Annotated in this window: 18 protein-coding genes and 1 pseudogene; 11 read left to right on the forward strand and 8 right to left on the reverse strand. The window is 53.2% G+C overall.

Going from position 1 to position 19,242, the window contains the following annotated elements:
* Window positions 1–3: 3 nt before the first annotated feature.
* The 8 genes and pseudogenes from lpxA to tilS all read left to right on the forward strand — a co-directional run bounded on the left by lpxA (window position 4) and on the right by tilS (window position 11,060).
* The gene (gene lpxA, locus G4551_RS04460; protein ID WP_003018525.1) at window positions 4–792 is read left to right on the forward strand and encodes an acyl-ACP--UDP-N-acetylglucosamine O-acyltransferase; all 789 of its coding nucleotides are present in this window, start codon (window positions 4–6) and stop codon (window positions 790–792) included.
* On the forward strand, window positions 792–1,940 hold the full coding sequence (gene lpxB, locus G4551_RS04465; RefSeq protein WP_003018522.1) for a lipid-A-disaccharide synthase: 1,149 nt from the start codon (window positions 792–794) through the stop codon (window positions 1,938–1,940). Before lpxA ends, lpxB begins: the two co-directional genes overlap by 1 nt.
* Window positions 1,937–2,533 carry a ribonuclease HII gene (gene rnhB, locus G4551_RS04470; RefSeq protein WP_003018518.1) on the forward strand — a complete coding sequence of 199 codons (597 nt, stop codon included), beginning with the start codon at window positions 1,937–1,939 and terminating at the stop codon, window positions 2,531–2,533. Before lpxB ends, rnhB begins: the two co-directional genes overlap by 4 nt.
* Before the next feature lie 24 nt (window positions 2,534–2,557).
* Window positions 2,558–6,040, forward strand: a complete 3,483-nt coding sequence (gene dnaE / locus G4551_RS04475; RefSeq protein ID WP_003018516.1) for a DNA polymerase III subunit alpha — start codon at window positions 2,558–2,560, stop codon at window positions 6,038–6,040.
* Between the two features lie 12 nt (window positions 6,041–6,052).
* The gene (gene accA, locus G4551_RS04480) at window positions 6,053–7,012 is read left to right on the forward strand and encodes an acetyl-CoA carboxylase carboxyl transferase subunit alpha (protein WP_003018513.1); all 960 of its coding nucleotides are present in this window, start codon (window positions 6,053–6,055) and stop codon (window positions 7,010–7,012) included.
* Window positions 7,013–7,111: 99 nt separating this feature from the next.
* Window positions 7,112–9,250, forward strand: a pseudogene (gene ldcC, locus G4551_RS04485) (lysine decarboxylase LdcC).
* Window positions 9,251–9,316: 66 nt separating this feature from the next.
* Window positions 9,317–9,706 (forward strand): VOC family protein, encoded by a 390-nt coding sequence (locus G4551_RS04490; protein ID WP_003018507.1) that lies wholly within the window; start codon window positions 9,317–9,319, stop codon window positions 9,704–9,706.
* Window positions 9,707–9,767: 61 nt separating this feature from the next.
* Window positions 9,768–11,060 (forward strand): tRNA lysidine(34) synthetase TilS, encoded by a 1,293-nt coding sequence (gene tilS / locus G4551_RS04495; protein ID WP_003837548.1) that lies wholly within the window; start codon window positions 9,768–9,770, stop codon window positions 11,058–11,060.
* A gap of 62 nt (window positions 11,061–11,122) precedes the next feature.
* On the opposite strand, the gene rof is transcribed toward tilS, so the two are convergent.
* Both rof and G4551_RS04505 read right to left on the reverse strand, forming a co-directional pair.
* Complete coding sequence (gene rof, locus G4551_RS04500) at window positions 11,123–11,383, reverse strand: Rho-binding antiterminator (RefSeq protein ID WP_003018503.1); 261 nt, start codon at window positions 11,381–11,383, stop codon at window positions 11,123–11,125.
* Window positions 11,370–11,570, reverse strand: a complete 201-nt coding sequence (locus G4551_RS04505; RefSeq protein ID WP_003018499.1) for a YaeP family protein — start codon at window positions 11,568–11,570, stop codon at window positions 11,370–11,372. The genes rof and G4551_RS04505 overlap by 14 nt, the downstream gene beginning before the upstream one ends.
* Window positions 11,571–11,758: 188 nt before the next feature.
* On the opposite strand from G4551_RS04505, the gene G4551_RS04510 reads away from it, so the two are divergent.
* The 3 genes from G4551_RS04510 to nlpE are packed head-to-tail and all read left to right on the forward strand — an operon-like array spanning window position 11,759 to window position 13,452.
* Window positions 11,759–12,304: a YaeQ family protein gene (locus G4551_RS04510; protein WP_003018497.1), complete on the forward strand. Its 546-nt coding sequence runs from the start codon at window positions 11,759–11,761 to the stop codon at window positions 12,302–12,304.
* Window positions 12,301–12,723 (forward strand): alternative ribosome rescue aminoacyl-tRNA hydrolase ArfB, encoded by a 423-nt coding sequence (arfB, locus tag G4551_RS04515; protein WP_003018489.1) that lies wholly within the window; start codon window positions 12,301–12,303, stop codon window positions 12,721–12,723. The genes G4551_RS04510 and arfB overlap by 4 nt, the downstream gene beginning before the upstream one ends.
* A 30-nt stretch (window positions 12,724–12,753) precedes the next feature.
* A complete protein-coding gene (nlpE, locus tag G4551_RS04520; protein WP_085951559.1) occupies window positions 12,754–13,452 on the forward strand; it encodes an envelope stress response activation lipoprotein NlpE in 699 nt (232 codons plus the stop codon).
* A 44-nt stretch (window positions 13,453–13,496) separates the two neighbouring features.
* Here the strand turns inward: nlpE and proS are convergent, their stop codons facing one another.
* The 6 genes from proS to metN form a co-directional block, all read right to left on the reverse strand.
* Window positions 13,497–15,215: a proline--tRNA ligase gene (gene proS, locus G4551_RS04525; RefSeq protein WP_003018482.1), complete on the reverse strand. Its 1,719-nt coding sequence runs from the start codon at window positions 15,213–15,215 to the stop codon at window positions 13,497–13,499.
* Window positions 15,216–15,328: 113 nt separating this feature from the next.
* Window positions 15,329–16,036, reverse strand: a complete 708-nt coding sequence (tsaA, locus tag G4551_RS04530) for a tRNA (N6-threonylcarbamoyladenosine(37)-N6)-methyltransferase TrmO (RefSeq protein WP_003018479.1) — start codon at window positions 16,034–16,036, stop codon at window positions 15,329–15,331.
* On the reverse strand, window positions 16,033–16,437 hold the full coding sequence (rcsF, locus tag G4551_RS04535) for an Rcs stress response system protein RcsF (protein WP_003018477.1): 405 nt from the start codon (window positions 16,435–16,437) through the stop codon (window positions 16,033–16,035). Before rcsF ends, tsaA begins: the two co-directional genes overlap by 4 nt.
* A 116-nt stretch (window positions 16,438–16,553) precedes the next feature.
* On the reverse strand, window positions 16,554–17,369 hold the full coding sequence (gene metQ, locus G4551_RS04540; RefSeq protein WP_003018474.1) for a methionine ABC transporter substrate-binding lipoprotein MetQ: 816 nt from the start codon (window positions 17,367–17,369) through the stop codon (window positions 16,554–16,556).
* Between the two features lie 44 nt (window positions 17,370–17,413).
* Window positions 17,414–18,067, reverse strand: coding sequence for a methionine ABC transporter permease MetI (locus G4551_RS04545; RefSeq protein WP_003018471.1), 654 nt, complete (start codon window positions 18,065–18,067; stop codon window positions 17,414–17,416).
* Window positions 18,060–19,091, reverse strand: coding sequence for a methionine ABC transporter ATP-binding protein MetN (gene metN / locus G4551_RS04550; RefSeq protein WP_003837554.1), 1,032 nt, complete (start codon window positions 19,089–19,091; stop codon window positions 18,060–18,062). The genes G4551_RS04545 and metN overlap by 8 nt, the downstream gene beginning before the upstream one ends.
* Window positions 19,092–19,242 lie beyond the last annotated feature (151 nt).

Below are 19,242 nucleotides of genomic sequence, written 5' to 3' on the forward strand. Positions count from 1 at the left end.
TACGTGATTGATAAATCCGCCTTTATTCACCCGACCGCCATTGTAGAAGAGGGCGCCAGCATTGGTGCCAATGCTCACATTGGCCCATTTTGTATTGTTGGACCCCATGTTGAAATTGGTGAGGGTACCGTACTGAAGTCTCACGTTGTCGTGAATGGCCATACAAAAATTGGTCGCGATAACGAGATCTATCAGTTTGCCTCCATCGGTGAAGTTAACCAGGATCTTAAATATGCTGGCGAACCGACCCGTGTGGAAATTGGCGATCGCAACCGCATCCGCGAAAGCGTCACCATTCATCGTGGCACAGTGCAGGGCGGTGGAGTGACGAAGGTGGGCAGCGATAACTTACTGATGATTAATGCGCATGTCGCGCATGATTGTACGGTAGGAAACCGCTGTATTCTGGCGAATAACGCCACGCTTGCCGGACATGTTTCGCTGGATGATTTTGTTATCATCGGCGGCATGACTGCGGTGCATCAGTTCTGCATCATCGGTGCTCATGTGATGGTTGGCGGCTGTTCTGGTGTAGCCCAGGACGTGCCTCCGTACGTTATCGCCCAGGGCAACCACGCGACGCCGTTTGGCGTCAATATCGAAGGTCTGAAGCGTCGTGGATTCACCCGCGAAGCGATTACCGCGATTCGTAACGCCTACAAAGCGTTGTACCGTAGTGGTAAAACGCTGGAAGAAGTGAAACCAGAAATCGCGGAACTGGCGAAACAGTACCCCGAAGTTCAGGCTTTCAGCGACTTCTTTGAGCGCTCAACGCGTGGCCTGATTCGTTAATGACTGAACAGCGTCCTTTAACGATTGCCCTCGTCGCCGGAGAAACCTCCGGCGATATTCTTGGTGCAGGGTTAATCCGTGCACTCAAGGCTCGCGTTCCCAATGCGCGTTTTGTTGGTGTGGCGGGTCCGCTGATGCAGGCCGAAGGCTGTGAAGCCTGGTACGAAATGGAAGAGCTGGCGGTCATGGGCATTGTTGAAGTGCTCGGACGTCTGCGCCGTTTACTGCATATTCGTGCCGACCTCACTCGCCGATTCACCGACTTAAAGCCGGATGTTTTCGTTGGCATTGATGCACCTGATTTCAACATTACCCTCGAAGGGAACTTGAAAAAACAGGGCATTAAAACCATTCATTATGTCAGTCCGTCCGTCTGGGCGTGGCGACAGAAACGCGTTTTCAAAATAGGCAGATCCACCAACATGGTGCTGGCCTTTCTGCCTTTCGAAAAAGCGTTTTATGACAAATTTAACGTCCCGTGCCGCTTTATCGGTCATACCATGGCGGATGCCATGCCGTTGGACCCGGATAAAAACGCGGCACGTGATATTCTGGGCATTCCTCATGACGCTCACTGCCTGGCGCTACTGCCAGGAAGCCGTGGTGCAGAAGTGGAGATGCTCAGCGCCGATTTTCTGAAAACGGCGCAGCTATTACGCCAGCATTATCCGGATCTCGAAGTGGTGGTGCCGTTGGTGAATGCCAAACGTCGCGAGCAGTTTGAACGCATTAAAGCGGAAGTTGCACCGGAGCTTTCCGTACATCTGCTCAATGGTATGGGACGTGAAGCAATGGTGGCCAGCGACGCCGCACTGCTGGCTTCAGGTACCGCCGCGCTGGAATGTATGCTGGCAAAATGCCCGATGGTGGTTGGCTACCGTATGAAACCCTTCACCTTCTGGCTGGCGAAGCGTCTGGTGAAGACTGATTACGTTTCGCTACCTAACCTGTTGGCGGGAAGAGAACTGGTTAAAGAGCTGTTGCAGGAAGAGTGTGAACCGCAGGCGCTGTCGCAAGCGCTGTTGCCGTTGCTGGCGAAGGGTAAAACCAGCCATGCGATGCACGACACATTCCGTGAACTGCACCAGCAGATCCGTTGCAATGCTGATGAGCAGGCAGCGGATGCGGTCCTGGAGTTAGCGCAATGATTGAATTTGTGTATCCGCATACGCATTTAGTGGCGGGTGTGGATGAAGTCGGACGCGGCCCTTTAGTCGGCGCGGTCGTCACTGCTGCCGTCATTCTGGATCCGGCTCGCCCTATTATCGGTCTTAACGACTCAAAAAAACTGTCAGAAAAACGTCGCCTGGCGCTATTTGATGAAATTAAAGAAAAGGCGTTAAGCTGGAGCCTGGGTCGGGCGGAACCGCATGAAATCGACGAACTGAACATTTTGCATGCTACCATGCTGGCCATGCAGCGTGCGGTTGCGGGTCTGCATATTGCGCCCGAATACGTGCTGATTGACGGCAATCGTTGCCCGGCATTACCGGTACCGTCGATGGCGGTGGTCAAAGGTGATAGCCGTGTGGCGGAGATCAGCGCTGCATCGATTCTGGCAAAAGTGACCCGTGACGCTGAAATGGCGGCGCTGGATACGGTTTTTCCACAGTATGGTTTTGCACAGCACAAAGGTTATCCAACCGCATTTCATCTGGAAAAATTGGCACTGCATGGTGCGACTGAGCACCATCGCCGCAGCTTTGGCCCCGTCAAACGCGCACTGGGACTCTCGTCCTGATTCTTGTGTCGAAGGAATCTGAAGATGTCTGAACCACGTTTCGTCCACCTACGGGTGCACAGCGACTACTCCATGATCGATGGGCTGGCGAAAACCGGACCGCTGGTAAAAAAGGCGGCCGCGTTAGGCATGCCTGCGCTGGCGATCACCGATTTTACCAACCTGTGTGGTCTGGTGAAGTTTTACGGAGCGGGCCATGGCGCGGGTATCAAGCCGATAGTTGGCGCAGATTTTCATGTCCGCAGTGAGCTGTTGGGCGATGAACTCACGCAGCTTACCGTGCTGGCCGCAAATAATACCGGCTATCAGAACCTGACGTTGTTGATTTCGAAAGCCTATCAGCGCGGCTATGGCGCAGAAGGACCGGTTATCGACCGGGACTGGTTGGTCGAGTTAAAAGAAGGTTTGATTTTGCTCTCCGGCGGTCGCATGGGTGATGTCGGACGAAGTCTGCTGCGCGGCAATAACGCACTGGTTGACGAGTGCGTGGCGTTTTACGAAGAACATTTTCCCAATTGCTATTTCCTCGAACTGATTCGCACCGGCAGGCAAGATGAAGAAAATTATCTGCACGCAGCCGTAGCACTGGCCGAAACGCGTGGTCTACCGGTGGTGGCGACTAACGATGTCCGCTTCCTTGAAACCGGAGATTTCGATGCGCATGAAATCCGCGTAGCGATCCACGACGGCTTTACCCTTGATGACCCGAAACGCCCGCGTAACTATTCGCCGCAGCAGTACATGCGCAGCGAAGATGAGATGTGCGAGCTGTTCTCCGATATTCCGGAAGCACTGCAAAACACCGTCGAGATAGCTAAACGCTGCAACGTGACGGTGCGTCTGGGCGAATATTTCCTGCCGCAGTTCCCGACCGGCGATATGACCACCGAAGATTTCCTTGTGGCGAAATCACGCGAAGGGCTGGAAGAACGTCTCGAATTTTTGTTCCCTGACCCTGAAGTTCGTGCGCAGAAGCGCCCACCTTACGATGAACGTCTGGAAGTTGAACTTAAAGTTATCAACCAGATGGGATTCCCGGGCTACTTCCTGATCGTTATGGAATTTATCCAGTGGTCGAAAGATAACGGCGTACCGGTAGGCCCGGGACGTGGTTCCGGTGCTGGCTCACTTGTTGCCTATGCGCTGAAAATTACCGATCTCGACCCGCTGGAATTTGACCTGCTGTTCGAACGTTTCCTTAACCCGGAACGTGTCTCAATGCCCGACTTCGACGTTGACTTCTGTATGGAGAAACGCGACCAGGTCATCGAGCACGTGGCGGAAATGTACGGTCGTGATGCGGTTTCGCAGATTATTACCTTCGGTACGATGGCAGCAAAAGCGGTTATCCGCGACGTGGGCCGCGTACTGGGGCATCCGTACGGCTTCGTTGACCGTATTTCGAAGCTAGTACCGCCCGATCCGGGTATGACGCTGGCAAAAGCCTTTGAAGCCGAACCCCAACTGCCGGAAATCTATGAGGCAGATGAAGAGGTTAAAGCGCTGATCGATATGGCGCGTAAGCTGGAAGGCGTCACGCGTAACGCCGGTAAGCACGCTGGTGGTGTGGTTATCGCACCGACCAAAATTACTGATTTTGCTCCGCTGTACTGCGATGAACAGGGGCTGCACCCGGTTACTCAGTTTGATAAGAACGATGTGGAATATGCCGGTCTTGTGAAGTTCGACTTCCTCGGCCTGCGTACGCTCACCATCATCAACTGGGCGCTGGAAATGATCAACGCGCGCCGTGAAAAGAACGGTGAGCCACCGCTGGATATTGCGGCTATCCCGCTGGATGACAAGAAAAGCTTCGATATGCTGCAACGCTCGGAGACCACGGCGGTCTTCCAGCTTGAATCCCGCGGCATGAAAGACCTGATCAAACGTCTGCAGCCTGACTGCTTCGAAGATATGATCGCACTGGTGGCTCTGTTCCGCCCTGGCCCGCTACAGTCGGGAATGGTAGATAACTTTATCGACCGTAAGCATGGTCGCGAAGAGATTTCCTATCCGGATGTACAATGGCAGCATGAGTGTCTGAAACCGGTACTGGAGCCGACCTACGGCATTATCCTGTATCAGGAACAGGTTATGCAGATTGCCCAGGAGTTGTCCGGGTACACCCTTGGCGGCGCAGATATGCTGCGTCGTGCGATGGGTAAGAAAAAGCCGGAAGAGATGGCCAAGCAGCGCGGCACCTTTGAAGAAGGGGCGAAAAAGCGCGGCGTAGACGGCGAACTGGCGATGAAAATCTTTGACCTGGTGGAGAAATTCGCCGGTTACGGATTTAACAAATCGCACTCCGCTGCCTATGCGCTGGTTTCTTACCAGACTCTGTGGCTGAAGGCGCATTATCCTGCCGAGTTTATGGCGGCGGTAATGACCGCCGATATGGATAACACCGAGAAAGTCGTCGGACTGGTGGATGAATGCTGGCGCATGGGGCTCAAAATCCTGCCGCCGGATATCAACTCCGGGCTTTACCATTTTCACGTGAATGATGATGGCGAGATTGTTTATGGCATCGGCGCGATAAAAGGCGTGGGTGAAGGGCCAATTGAAGCTATTATTGAGGCGCGTAACGAAGGCGGCTACTTCCGTGAGCTGTTTGATCTCTGCGCGCGCACGGATATCAAAAAACTTAACCGCCGGGTGCTGGAAAAGCTAATTATGTCCGGGGCGTTTGATCGCCTTGGCCCGCATCGTGCGGCGTTGATGAATTCGCTCAACGACGCACTAAAAGCCGCCGATCAGCATGCAAAAGCCGAAGCTATTGGTCAGGCCGATATGTTTGGCGTGCTGGCGGAAGAACCGGAGCAAATTGAACAATCCTATGCCAGCTGCCAACCGTGGCCGGAGCAGGTGGTATTAGACGGTGAGCGTGAAACGTTGGGGCTTTACCTGACGGGACACCCCATCAACCAGTATTTAAAAGAAATTGAGCGCTATGTCGGAGGCTACAGGCTGAAAGACATGCATCCGACAGAACGTGGTAAAGTCACCACGGCTGCGGGGCTCGTCATTGCTGCGCGGGTAATGGTCACCAAGCGCGGCAATCGTATCGGCATCTGTACACTGGATGACCGTTCCGGACGTCTGGAGGTTATGTTGTTTACCGATGCTCTGGATAAATACCAGCAATTGCTGGAAAAAGACCGCATACTTATCGTCAGCGGACAGGTCAGCTTTGATGACTTCAGTGGCGGGCTTAAAATGATGGCCCGTGAAGTCATGGATATTGACGAAGCCCGGGAAAAATATGCTCGCGGGCTTGCTATCTCGCTGACGGACAGGCAAATTGATGACCAGCTTTTAAACCGACTCCGTCAGTCTCTGGAACCCCACCGCTCGGGGACAATTCCAGTACATCTCTACTATCAGAGGGCGGATGCACGTGCGCGGTTGCGTTTTGGCGCGACGTGGCGTGTCTCTCCGAGCGATCGTTTGCTAAACGATCTCCGTGGCCTTATTGGTTCGGAGCAGGTGGAACTGGAGTTTGACTAATACAGGAATACTATGAGTCTGAATTTCCTTGATTTTGAACAGCCGATTGCAGAGCTGGAAGCAAAAATCGATTCTTTGACTGCGGTTAGCCGTCAGGATGAGAAACTGGATATTAACATCGATGAAGAAGTGCATCGTCTGCGTGAAAAAAGCGTAGAACTGACGCGTAAAATCTTCGCCGATCTTGGCGCATGGCAGGTAGCCCAACTGGCGCGCCATCCACAGCGTCCGTACACCCTGGATTATGTCCGCCTGGCGTTTGATGAATTTGATGAGCTGGCGGGCGATCGAGCCTATGCGGATGATAAAGCTATTGTCGGCGGTATCGCGCGTCTGGATGGCCGTCCGGTGATGATCATTGGTCATCAGAAAGGCCGTGAGACCAAAGAAAAGATTCGCCGTAATTTCGGCATGCCAGCGCCGGAAGGCTATCGCAAAGCGCTGCGCCTGATGGAAATGGCCGAGCGCTTCAACATGCCGATCATTACCTTCATCGACACCCCAGGGGCTTACCCGGGCGTGGGCGCGGAAGAACGTGGTCAGTCAGAAGCGATTGCGCGCAACCTGCGCGAAATGTCACGTCTGAGCGTGCCGGTAATCTGCACCGTTATCGGTGAAGGTGGTTCCGGCGGCGCGCTGGCTATCGGTGTGGGCGATAAAGTTAATATGCTGCAGTACAGCACCTATTCCGTTATCTCCCCGGAAGGTTGTGCTTCCATTCTGTGGAAAAGCGCCGACAAAGCGCCGCTGGCCGCAGAAGCAATGGGAATTATCGCGCCGCGTCTGAAAGAGCTGAAGCTGATTGACTCTATCATCCCGGAACCGCTGGGCGGCGCGCACCGCAACCCTGAAGTAATGGCTGCGTCCCTGAAGGCACAGCTGCTGGCCGATCTCGCCGATCTCGACGTGTTAAGCAAAGATGATCTGAAAAACCGTCGTTACCAGCGTCTGATGAGCTACGGTTACGCGTAAACTGCATTAATTCTGAAAAGGGCCACAATGCTGTGGCCCTTTTTTTTACCTGTGGTTTGGCCAGGCTATGATTAACTAAGGTTTTTCCAGGAGGAACGCATGAATATCATTGCCATCATGGGACCGCATGGCGTCTTTTATAAAGATGAGCCCATCAAGGAACTTGAACGTGCGCTGCAGCAGCAGGGGTTTCAGATTATCTGGCCGCAGAATAGCGTCGACCTGCTGAAGTTTATCGAACATAACCCGCGAATTTGCGGCGTCATTTTTGACTGGGATGAATACAGTCTGGAACTGTGCAGCGACATCAACCAGCTCAACGAGTATCTCCCGCTCTACGCCTTTATTAATACCCATTCGACGATGGATGTCAGTGCGCACGACCTGCGCATGGCGCTGTGGTTTTTTGAGTATGCGCTGGGTCAGTCTGAAGACATTGCCACCCGCATCCGCCAGTACACCAGCGAATACCTCGATAACATCACGCCTCCTTTCACCAAAGCGCTGTTTACCTATGTGAAGGAAGGGAAGTATACCTTCTGCACGCCTGGGCACATGGCGGGAACGGCGTACCAGAAAAGTCCGGTCGGCTGCCTGTTCTATGATTTTTTTGGCGGCAATACGCTGAAAGCCGACGTGTCCATTTCCGTAACCGAACTGGGCTCATTGCTTGATCATACCGGTCCGCACCTGGAAGCGGAGGAGTATATCGCGCGTACTTTTGGTGCAGAGCAGAGCTATATGGTGACCAACGGCACCTCGACATCGAACAAGATTGTCGGTATGTATGCTGCACCTGCAGGCAGTACGCTCCTGATTGACCGCAACTGCCATAAGTCACTGGCGCATTTGCTGATGATGAGCGATGTGGTGCCAATCTGGCTGAAGCCTACGCGTAACGCGCTGGGGATCCTCGGCGGTATACCCCGTCGGGAATTTACCCACGCAAGCATTGAACGCAAAGTTGAGGAAACCAATCAGGCGCAATGGCCGGTCCACGCGGTGATCACCAACTCCACCTATGATGGCCTGTTGTATAACACCAACTGGATCAAACAAACGCTGGATGTGCCCTCCATCCATTTTGATTCAGCCTGGGTGCCGTATACCCATTTTCATCCGATCTATCAGGGGAAAAGCGGGATGAGCGGCGAACGGGTACCGGGAAAGGTGATTTTTGAAACTCAGTCCACCCACAAGATGCTGGCGGCGTTGTCACAGGCTTCGCTGATCCACATTAAGGGCGACTATGATGAAGACACGTTCAACGAAGCCTTTATGATGCACACCTCTACGTCTCCGAGCTATCCGATAGTGGCGTCGATAGAAACGGCGGCGGCAATGCTGCGTGGCAATTCAGGCAAGCGGTTAATCAATCGTTCGGTGGAACGGGCGCTGCATTTCCGTAAAGAAGTGCAGCGTCTGCGTGAAGAGTCGGATGGCTGGTTCTTTGATATCTGGCAGCCGGAAAAGGTAGATGAAGCAGAATGTTGGCCGGTAGCGCCAGGTGAAGACTGGCACGGATTTGTTGATGCTGATGCCGACCACATGTTCCTCGATCCGGTGAAGGTTACCATTCTGACGCCGGGAATGGATGAGCAAGGAAATATGAGCGAAGAGGGGATCCCCGCGGCGCTGGTGGCGAAATTCCTTGATGAACGCGGCGTCGTAGTCGAGAAGACGGGACCGTATAACCTGTTGTTCCTGTTCAGCATTGGTATTGATAAAACCCGGGCGATGGGGCTGCTACGTGGCCTGACGGAATTTAAGCGCTCGTACGATCTGAATTTACGTGTGAAAAATATGCTGCCGGATCTATATGCTGAAGATCCCGATTTCTATCGCAATATGCGTATTCAGGATCTGGCGCAAGGGATCCATCAGTTGATCCGCCAGCATGATCTCTCCGGGTTGATGCTGCGGGCATTTGATACCTTGCCGGAAATGAAAATGACGCCGCACCAGGCCTAGCAGCGGCAGATCAAAGGTGAGGTCGAAACGGTAGCACTTGATCAACTGGTGGGGCGCGTTTCTGCCAATATGATCCTGCCTTATCCTCCCGGTGTGCCGCTTTTGATGCCCGGGGAAATGATCACTGCCAAAAGCCGGGCTGTCCTCGATTTTCTTCTGATGCTGTGCTCGGTAGGGCAGCGCTACCCTGGATTTGAAACCGATATCCATGGCGCTAAACTGGGTGAGGATGGCCTGTATCGCGTGAGAGTCTTAAAAATGGCATAACGACTTGCCTGACCCCAAGACGTTCGAGTAACGTTCTGACAGAAAAATGAAAGAGGCGATGACGCTATGCTGGGATTAAAACAGGTTCACCATATTGCCATTATTGCGACTGACTACGCGGCGAGTAAGGCATTTTACTGCGATGTGCTTGGCTTTACACTGATGAGCGAAGCCTATCGGGAAGAGAGAGACTCGTGGAAAGGCGATCTGGCATTGAACGGCCAGTATGTGATTGAGCTTTTTTCTTTCCCGTTTCCACCTTGCCGTCCGAGCCGACCGGAAGCCTGCGGTTTGCGTCATCTGGCGTTCAGCGTAGATGACGTGGAAAAGGCGATAATTCATCTGGAAAGCCATGATGTGAAATGCGAGCCGGTACGAATCGATCCGTTTACCGGCAAACGTTTTACGTTTTTTAACGATCCGGACGGATTACCCCTCGAACTGTACGAGCTGTAGGGCTTGTCATTGTGGCGTTAGCCCGGTAACGTGCCGGGCAATGCCATTGTAAGTAACCATCATGACGACACTCACGCTGAACACTTCGCTGCTGAATTCTCAATCGATTCTGGTCGCCTTTAGCGGCGGGCTGGATTCCACCGTATTGCTGCATCAGTTGGTGCAGTGGCGAGCGCTGCATCCTGATGTTGCTTTACGCGCAATCCACATTCATCACGGATTAAGCCCACACGCAGACAGTTGGGTACAGCACTGTGAGTCGGTATGCGCGCAGTGGCAGGTGCCGCTGGTGGTTGAGCGGGTATACCTTGAGGATGATGGTCTGGGCATCGAAGCCCAGGCGCGACGCGCGCGCTATCAGGCGTTTGCGCAGACCTTACTACCGGGCGAGGTGCTGATGACCGCACAGCATCTCGATGACCAGTGTGAAACCTTTCTGTTGGCGCTTAAGCGCGGCAGTGGTCCTGCCGGACTTTCCGCCATGGGGGAAAGCTCTCCGTTTGCCGGAACCCAGCTGATTCGACCGCTGCTGGCGCAAACGCGAGAGGCGCTTGAAGCATGGGCACAGCAGCATGAATTATGCTGGATTGAAGATGAAAGTAATCAGGATGATACCTACGATCGCAATTTCCTCAGATTGCGCGTTACCCCATTGCTCCAACAGCGCTGGCCGCACTTCGCGCAAGCCGTTGCCCGCAGCGCTGCGCTGTGCGCTGAGCAGGAGAGTTTACTGGATGAACTGCTGGCCAGCGATTTAGCCGATTGCATCACACCCCGCGGAACACTGTTACTAACGCCATTAATGATGATGAGTGGCGTGCGTCGTGCCGCGCTGCTTCGTCGCTGGCTGGCGGGGTTAAATGCGCCGATGCCTTCCCGTGATGGGCTGGAACGTATCTGGCAGGAAGTGGCGCTGGCGCGGGAAGATGCGTCACCAAGTTTTCGCCTCGGTGAGTACGAGGTCCGTCGTTATCAGTCACAGCTGTGGTGGGTGAAGTCAGTCGATGGGCAAAGCGAAACTGTTATCCCGTGGTTAGAGTGGAAAACACCGTTGATGCTGCCTACCGGATTGGGTTCGGTTCAGTTAATCTCTGCGGGTGATTTGCGCTTGCCACAAGCGGATGAAGTCGTCAGTATCCGTTTTAAAGCGCCAGGGTTATTGCATATTGTCGGGCGTAACGGCGGACGGAAATTAAAGAAAATCTGGCAGGAGCAGGGGATCCCGCCCTGGCGACGAGATACCACACCGCTGCTGTTTTACGGCGAAACGTTGATTTCGGCTGCGGGTGTTTTCGTGACGCGTGAGGGGACGGCAGAAGGTGAAGAAGGCGTAAGTCTGGTATGGCATGCCTGATGGCGCTGCGCTTATCAGGCCTACGTTTCACATGGAAAGTAGGCCGGATAAGGCGAAAAAAGTTAAGATTCGCTGACCACCACGGTACCGATCTGCGGGTGGCTGAAGCTGGCAATTTTGTCGAGACGAAGCTCCCGGGTTTCACCTGCGACATCTGCGACCAGATACTCCACGTTTTTACGTGAAACCAGGTCGTTCGCTTTCGCCTGCAAAACTTCGCCATCTTTTAGCGCCAGCGTCAGTAACAAATGGTGCTGGCAGGCGAGTTCAAGATTGTCGTAATCATCGCAGTTGATGGGTTGATACGTTTCATTCATTGACATAATCGCTCACCAGTAAGTTCGCGGCAGCATACGCCGCTTTTTCCCTGACCGACTCTGGAAGGGCGCTGTCTGCCGCCACTTCATTAAGCACCTTCAATACGCAACCCAGCGCATCCGGGATATACCCTAAGTCTCCGCTGGCGATTTCCGCGTACCGCTTGCGTATTAACTCACAATATTTTTCCACATGCCCTCCTGTCAGCACTCTGACTTAACCGTGGATGCAAGTCTAAGCCTACGAAGATAAACTCTGTTTAGCAAGGTGACTATACCATACTCATTCAAGCAATATCAGCGCCTTGATAGTGGAGCAGTTAGCAGCCTTTTGCCGCAGTTTTCGCTACAATGTGCGCCTGATTCGAAAGGAGTTCTCTCATGGCGCTTAAAGCGACAATTTATAAAGCCGTCGTCAACGTAGCGGATCTTGACCGCAACCAGTTCCTTGACGCGGCCTTGACGCTGGCGCGTCACCCCTCTGAAACCCAGGAGCGCATGATGTTGCGCCTGCTGGCCTGGATCAAATATGCCGATGAACGGCTGCAGTTCACGCGTGGTCTGAGTGCGGAAGACGAGCCTGAAGCATGGCTGCGTAACGACCATCTGGGTATCGATCTCTGGATTGAGCTGGGTCTGCCGGATGAGCGCCGTATTAAAAAAGCCTGTACCCAGTCTGGAGAGGTTGCCCTGTTTGCTTACAACAGCCGTGCGGCTCAGATCTGGTGGCAGCAAAATCAGAACAAGTGCGCGCAGTTTAAAAATCTGACCGTGTGGTATCTGGATGATGAACAACTGGCGCAACTGAGTGATTTTGCAGGTCGTACAATGGCGCTGCAGGCAACTATCCAGGACGGTGCTATCTGGCTGTCTGACTCTCAGAACAATCTGGAAATTCATCTGACCGCGTGGCAGCCGCGTTCATGATTGTTATCTCCCGAAACGTCTCTATCCCTGATAATGAGCTGGAAATCACGGCGATTCGGGCGCAGGGCGCGGGCGGTCAGCACGTTAACAAGACCTCGACGGCTATCCATTTGCGCTTTGACATTCGGGCCTCTGGCCTGCCAGAGTATTACAAGGAACGTTTGCTTGCCGCCAGCCATCATCTGATTAGCGGTGATGGCGTTATTATCATTAAGGCGCAGGAATACCGTAGCCAGGAACTTAATCGGGAAGCGGCAATCTCCCGGCTGGTAGCGGTGATAAAAGAATTAACCGCAGTGCAAAAAAGCCGACAGGCAACTCGCCCTACACGCGCCTCGAAAGAGCGCAGGTTGTCATCGAAGGCGCAAAAATCCACAGTGAAAGCACTGCGTGGGAGAGTTCGTCGAACGCAAGACTGACGAGCGGGAATAAAAATTTATAAGGAATTGATAGTGAAAACAGCAATATTGTCCGTAGTCGCTGCATGCACGCTTTTTTCCTTGATCGGCTGTAATAACCGTACTGAAGTTGAAGTACTACAGCCGACGCGGGCGGCAGAATTAAAACCGATGCAGCAAAGCTGGCGTGGCATCTTACCTTGCGCGGACTGTGAAGGGATTGAAACCTCTCTGTTTCTGGAAAAAGACGGTACATGGGTGATGAACGAACGTTATCAGGGCGTGCGGGATGAACCGTCTTCGTTTGCCTCTTATGGCACATGGGCGCGCACTGCCGACAAGCTGGTGCTGACCGACAGCAAAGGTGAAAAGTCGTACTACCGGGCTAAAGGCGAGGCGCTGGAAATGCTCGATCGTGAAGGTAACCCGATTGAGTCACAGTTTAACTACACGCTCCAGCCGGTTTCCGCCAGCTTACCGGTGACGCCAATGCCGATGCGAGGCATGTATTTCTATATGGCTGACGCGGCAATCTTTACCGACTGCGCAACGGGTAAACGGATGCCGGTGGCGAATAATGCTCAGCTTGAACGTGACTATTTAGCTGCGCGTGCGGAAAACGGACAGTCCGTATTGCTGACGCTTGAGGCGCATTTCACGCTGGAGTCAAACCCGGATACGGGTGAGAAAGTGAAAACGTTGATGGCGGATAAAGACGCGAAATTTATCCCCGGTAAAGCGTGTAATTAATCGATAGAAAAAAGGCCCTGATAATCAGGGCCTTTTTGTTGGTATTAGCCTTTAATGGCTTTGACCAGGAAGTCGACGATGTCGCCGGTTTTAATCAGCTCTTTCTCGCCGTTACGACGGTATTTGTATTCGATATCGTCGTTGTCGAGGTTACGGTCGCCCAGCACGATAGTGTGCGGAATACCGATCAGTTCCATATCGGCAAACATCACGCCCGGACGCTCTTTACGGTCGTCCATCAGCACTTCAATGCCGTGAGCGCGCAGCTCAGCGTACAGTTTTTCAGCCAGTTCCTGCACGCGGTAGGACTTGTGCATGTTCATCGGCAAAATCGCGACCTGGAACGGAGCAATGGCGTCTGGCCATACGATGCCGCGATCGTCATAGTTCTGTTCGATAGCAGCAGCAACCACGCGAGTGACCCCGATACCGTAGCAACCCATGGTCAGGATCTGGTTACGACCATCTTCGCCCTGTACGGCGGCTTTCATCGCTTCAGAGTACTTGGTACCCAACTGGAAGATGTGGCCGACTTCGATACCGCGTTTGATCATCAGCGTACCTTTGCCGTCCGGGCTCGGGTCGCCGGCGACCACGTTACGGATGTCTGCAACTTCCGGGGTGACTACGTCGCGATCCCAGTTGATACCGAAATAGTGTTTACCGTCGATGTTGGCACCGGCAGCGAAATCGCTCATTACTGCAACGGTACGGTCGATAACCACCGGAATCGGCATATTCACCGGACCGAGCGAGCCTGGACCTGCTTTTACCAACGCACGAATTTCTTCTTCGGTGGCAAAGGTCAGCGGGCTGGCAACCTGCGGCAGTTTTTCCGCTTTGACTTCGTTCAGCTCGTGATCGCCACGAACCAGCAGGGCGACCAGCGGGTAGCTGCTGCCTTCAACCGCTTTCACCAGCAGGGTTTTCACGGTTTTTTCGATAGGCAGGTTGAACTGCTCAACTAGTTCGGCGATGGTTTTGGCGTTCGGAGTATCAACCAGCGTCATTTCCTGAGTTGCTGCTGCGCGCGGCTCTTTCGGCGCAACGGCTTCGGCGAATTCGATGTTCGCCGCATAATCGGAGGAGTCGGAGAAGATCACATCGTCTTCGCCGCTCTGTGCCAGGACCTGGAATTCGTGAGAGGCGCTGCCGCCAATAGAACCGGTATCTGCTTGTACTGCACGGAAATCCAGCCCCATACGGCTGAAGATTTTGCTGTACGCAGCGTACATCGCATCGTAGGTTTCCTGCAGGGATTCCTGAGATGTGTGGAAAGAGTAGGCATCTTTCATCAGGAATTCGCGGGAACGCATCACGCCGAAGCGCGGACGGACTTCGTCACGGAATTTGGTCTGGATCTGATAGAAGTTCAGCGGCAGCTGTTTGTAAGAGCTCAGCTCGTTACGGATCAGGTCGGTGATCACTTCTTCATGCGTTGGGCCGAGGACGAACGAACGATCGCCACGGTCAGCAATACGCAGCAGTTCCGGGCCGTATTGTTCCCAACGGCCACTCTCTTCCCACAGTTCAGAAGGCTGAACGACCGGCATCAACACCTCGATCGCACCGGCGTTGTTCATCTCTTCACGCACGATATTTTCGACTTTTTTCAGGACGCGCACGCCGGTCGGCAGCCAGGTATATAACCCGGAGGCCAGCTTGCGGATCATCCCGGCGCGCAGCATCAGCTGGTGGCTGATGACTTCGGCGTCGGCAGGTGTCTCCTTCAGAGTGGAGAGCAGATATTGGCTAGTACGCATGTTGTTACGGTTCCAGTTGAACGATCGAACAGGCTCAAAACGAGCCTGGCACAAAACAAAAGTGGTTTAGTTTACCAGCGAGAAAGGGATGTCAAAAGAGTACGCGACGCAAATTAGCGGGCCTCCAGAGCAAAGACCTCAAATCCTGACGGTGTGACGCGCCAGCGGACGTTAAAGTCCAGCAGCCAGACGGCGTAGGTTTTGCCTTCTTCCTCATTTTTACGGTAGGCAGGACGCGGATCCTGCGCCAGCACTTCGGTAATAAACTGACGAAGACGCGGGTAACGTTGTTCGAGCTTCAGTAGCTGCTCCGCGAGATCTTCACTGAACGTCACCTCGACGCTGGCCTGAGGTGCGTCCTGGGCATAGCTGGCACGAGCATCAGGCAGCGATTCGGCAAACGGCAGATACGGCTTAATATCCACTACTGGCGTTCCGTCAACAAGGTCCAGTCCACCGAGTTCGAGGATTACGTGCTCTTTATGGCAGCGGATGCCCCGCAGCTCAACCAACGACATGCCAACAGGGTTAGGACGAAACGTTGAACGTGTGGCAAAGACACCCATTCTGGCGTTGCCACCAAGACGGGGAGGGCGCACGGTCGGACGCCATCCACCTTCCATTGTCTGGTGAAAAACAAAAATCACCCACAAATGACTGAAGGCTTCCAGGCCGCGAACGGCATCGGCCTGGTTATAAGGTGCGAGCAAATGCAGTTCACCGCAGGCGCTTTTCACCAGACCTGGCTGGCGTGGAACGGCGAACTTTTCTTTATATGGTGAGCGGATAACGCCTATTTGCTCGAACTGAAAATGGCTCATTTCGCCGAAATGTTCAGTGCAGAACCGATGCAAACCGCCTGACGATAGCAACCCGGCGTTCCGCTGGTCACTTCGCAACTGTGCAGCAATACCGCATTAGCTTTCATTTTTGATGCGTTAATCTGCATGCGTTTGCGCGCGGTTGGAATGCTCGGAGGGGAATCCTGGTTGGATGCCTGGCAGGATTCACCGCTAACTTCGCCAAGATCGCGGAACGGCTTGCCTACTAAATCTTCAGCGTTAGTAATGATTCTTACCGGCGTCGCGCGCGGTGCTTTCGGTTTTTCCGGCTCCGCTTTCGGCGGGGTTGCGGTGCTTTGAACGGGTTCAACAGGGGATCTGCTTAACATAGAACAGCCGCTCAGCAAGAGTGCTACTAAACAGATCGGTAAAGCACGCATAATATTTCCTCAATGAATGATCTAAACGTCAGATATTGAATCAGGTGCTTGCATAAATGACAAGACGGGCAAGCGCCCGTCCTGATGATATTACATATTCTGTAAACAGCCTAAAATTACCAGCCCTTAACAGCACCGCCGTTGAAGACTTTGTTTGCTGCTTCGTACACTTCATCAGACTGGTATGCCTGAACGAATTTCTTCACGTTCTCAGCATCTTTGTTGTCTTCACGAGTCACGATCAGGTTTACGTACGGAGAATCTTTATCTTCAACAAAGATACCGTCTTTTGCCGGGGTCAGGCCGATCTGGCTGGCGTAGGTGGTGTTGATGACCGCCAGTGCGATTTGAGCATCGTCCAGAGAACGCGGCAGCTGCGGCGCTTCCAGTTCAACCAGCTTCAGGTTTTTCGGGTTTTCAATCACGTCCAGCGCGGTCGGCAGCAGGCCAACACCGTCTTTCAGCTTGATTAAGCCCACTTTTTGCAGCAGCAGCAAGGAACGGCCAAGGTTAGTCGGGTCGTTTGGAATCGCGACCTGTGAACCGTCCTGCAGCTCATCCAGTGATTTGATTTTTTTGGAATAGCCCGCAATCGGGTAAACAAAAGTATTGCCTACAGCAACCAGCTTGTAACCGCGATCTTTGATCTGCTGATCCAGGTACGGTTTGTGCTGGAAGGCGTTAGCATCGATATCGCCTTTGCTCAGCGCTTCGTTAGGCAGAACGTAATCGTTAAACGTGACCAGCTCAACGTCCAGACCGTATTTTTCTTTAGCTACTTTCTGCGCGACTTCTGCAACCTGCTGCTCTGCGCCAACAATAACGCCCACTTTGATGTGATTAGGATCTTTTTCATCCTGACCGCAACCCACAAGTGCCAGAGAACCGATCAGGGCTCCAACTGCCGCAAAGGTTTTGAATTTGAACGCCATGCTTATTTCCTTTTCTTAATGAGTTTTTAGTGTTGTGTGCAACGTTATTTGTGCGTGACAGCCCGGACGATGCGATCGCCGGATAACTGAATTAAATAAACCAGAACGACGAGCAATACCAGCACTGTATTCATTACGGTAGCGTTGTAGCCAATGTAACCGTACTGATAGCCAATCTGTCCAAGACCACCGGCACCAACGGCGCCACCCATCGCGGAGTAACCAACCAGCGTGATAAGAGTGATGGTGGCCGCATTGACCAGTCCTGGCAGCGCTTCTGGCAGTAATACCTTACGTACAATTTGCAGCGGCGTGGCGCCCATCGCACGAGAGGCTTCTATTAGCCCGGTCGGGATTTCGAGCAGCGCGTTTTCCACCATACGGGCGATAAACGGCGCGGCGCCGACGGTCAGCGGGACGATAGCGGCCTGCAGTCCGATAGAGGTGCCTACGATCATGCGGGTGAACGGAATCATCCACACCAATAAGATGATGAACGGGATGGAACGGAAAATGTTCACCAGCGCAGAGAGCGTACGGTAGAGCTTCGCGTTCTCAATGATTTGCCCCGGACGCGTTACGTACAGCAACACGCCAACCGGCAGACCGATCACAAAACCAAAAAAACCGGACACAAAGGTCATTGCCAGCGTTTCCCATACGCCGCGAACCAGCAGCCACATCATCGGCTCAGACATAACCCAGTACCTCTACTTTTACATGGTGTTCCTGCAACCAGTTGATGGCTGCTTGTGTATCTTCCTGTGTGCCGTGCATTTCAGTCAGCATGATGCCGAATTTCACACCGCCGGCGTAATCCATCTGCGCGCTAATAATGTTGTTATTAACGTTAAAGCGACGGGCCGTCTCAGAGAGCAATGGCGCATCAACGGAATGACCGGTGAATTCCATGCGCAGCATTGGCACACTGTCTGCTTCTGGCTCGACTTTTAACCGTTCCAGATAATCTTCCGGGATATCCAGGTGCAGCGTGGACTGGATAAATTTCTGTGCCAGCGGCGTTTTCGGGTGTGAGAACACTTCGCTGACGGTGTCTTGCTCAATCAGTTCACCATTACTGATGACTGCCACGCAGTCACAAATACGTTTTACAACGTCCATCTCGTGGGTAATCAACAGAATGGTGAGTCCCAGACGACGGTTAATGTCTTTCAATAATTCAAGAATCGAGCGGGTCGTTGCCGGATCGAGTGCGCTGGTGGCTTCATCGCACAGCAACACTTTGGGATTGCTTGCCAGCGCACGGGCGATCGCCACACGCTGTTTTTGTCCACCGGAAAGATTGGCCGGGTAGCTATCGTGCTTGTCACCAAGACCAACCAAATCCAACAGTTCTGTTACACGGCGTTTGATCTCTTCTTTTGGCGTGTTATCCAGTTCCAGCGGCAGCGCGACGTTGCCAAACACGGTGCGGGAAGAGAGCAGGTTAAAGTGTTGGAAAATCATGCCGATTTGACGGCGAGCTTTGGTCAGCTCTGACTCAGAAAGCGTCGTGAGTTCCTGACCGCCGACCTGAACGCTGCCTTCGGTTGGGCGTTCAAGTAAGTTAACGCAGCGGATGAGCGTACTTTTACCGGCACCGGAGGCGCCAATAACGCCATAAATCTGCCCGGCAGGAACATGCAGGCTGACGTTATTTAACGCCTGAATGGTGCGAGTCCCCTGCTGGAACACTTTGGTGATATTCGAAAGTTTAATCATTGGTTATTTATTATCGTAATTAAGTTAGCCGTGGCATTTTCGTCTGTCAGGTACGGTCGAAGCCGTCAACAAGATGGATGTTAAGGCATCCAGACGTCTAAATCAATCAGGCTTTGCGCGATGAGCACTTTCTTGCCCGCTGAAACATGCG

It is taken from the genome of Citrobacter freundii ATCC 8090 = MTCC 1658 = NBRC 12681, assembly GCF_011064845.1.
Taxonomy (GTDB): Bacteria; Pseudomonadota; Gammaproteobacteria; order Enterobacterales; family Enterobacteriaceae; genus Citrobacter; species Citrobacter freundii.

Excerpts from the sequence above, each read along its gene's own strand:
- lpxB (WP_003018522.1), top strand. The coding sequence starts at position 792 with ATGACTGAACAGCGTCCTTTAACGATTGCCCTCGTCGCCGGAGAAACC.
- rnhB (WP_003018518.1), top strand. The coding sequence starts at position 1,937 with ATGATTGAATTTGTGTATCCGCATACGCATTTAGTGGCGGGTGTGGAT.
- dnaE (WP_003018516.1), top strand. The coding sequence starts at position 2,558 with ATGTCTGAACCACGTTTCGTCCACCTACGGGTGCACAGCGACTACTCC.
- accA (WP_003018513.1), top strand. The coding sequence starts at position 6,053 with ATGAGTCTGAATTTCCTTGATTTTGAACAGCCGATTGCAGAGCTGGAA.
- G4551_RS04490 (WP_003018507.1), top strand. The coding sequence starts at position 9,317 with ATGCTGGGATTAAAACAGGTTCACCATATTGCCATTATTGCGACTGAC.
- tilS (WP_003837548.1), top strand. The coding sequence starts at position 9,768 with ATGACGACACTCACGCTGAACACTTCGCTGCTGAATTCTCAATCGATT.
- rof (WP_003018503.1), bottom strand. The coding sequence starts at position 11,383 with ATGTCAATGAATGAAACGTATCAACCCATCAACTGCGATGATTACGAC.
- G4551_RS04510 (WP_003018497.1), top strand. The coding sequence starts at position 11,759 with ATGGCGCTTAAAGCGACAATTTATAAAGCCGTCGTCAACGTAGCGGAT.
- arfB (WP_003018489.1), top strand. The coding sequence starts at position 12,301 with ATGATTGTTATCTCCCGAAACGTCTCTATCCCTGATAATGAGCTGGAA.
- proS (WP_003018482.1), bottom strand. The coding sequence starts at position 15,215 with ATGCGTACTAGCCAATATCTGCTCTCCACTCTGAAGGAGACACCTGCC.
- tsaA (WP_003018479.1), bottom strand. The coding sequence starts at position 16,036 with ATGAGCCATTTTCAGTTCGAGCAAATAGGCGTTATCCGCTCACCATAT.
- rcsF (WP_003018477.1), bottom strand. The coding sequence starts at position 16,437 with ATGCGTGCTTTACCGATCTGTTTAGTAGCACTCTTGCTGAGCGGCTGT.
- metQ (WP_003018474.1), bottom strand. The coding sequence starts at position 17,369 with ATGGCGTTCAAATTCAAAACCTTTGCGGCAGTTGGAGCCCTGATCGGT.
- G4551_RS04545 (WP_003018471.1), bottom strand. The coding sequence starts at position 18,067 with ATGTCTGAGCCGATGATGTGGCTGCTGGTTCGCGGCGTATGGGAAACG.
- metN (WP_003837554.1), bottom strand. The coding sequence starts at position 19,091 with ATGATTAAACTTTCGAATATCACCAAAGTGTTCCAGCAGGGGACTCGC.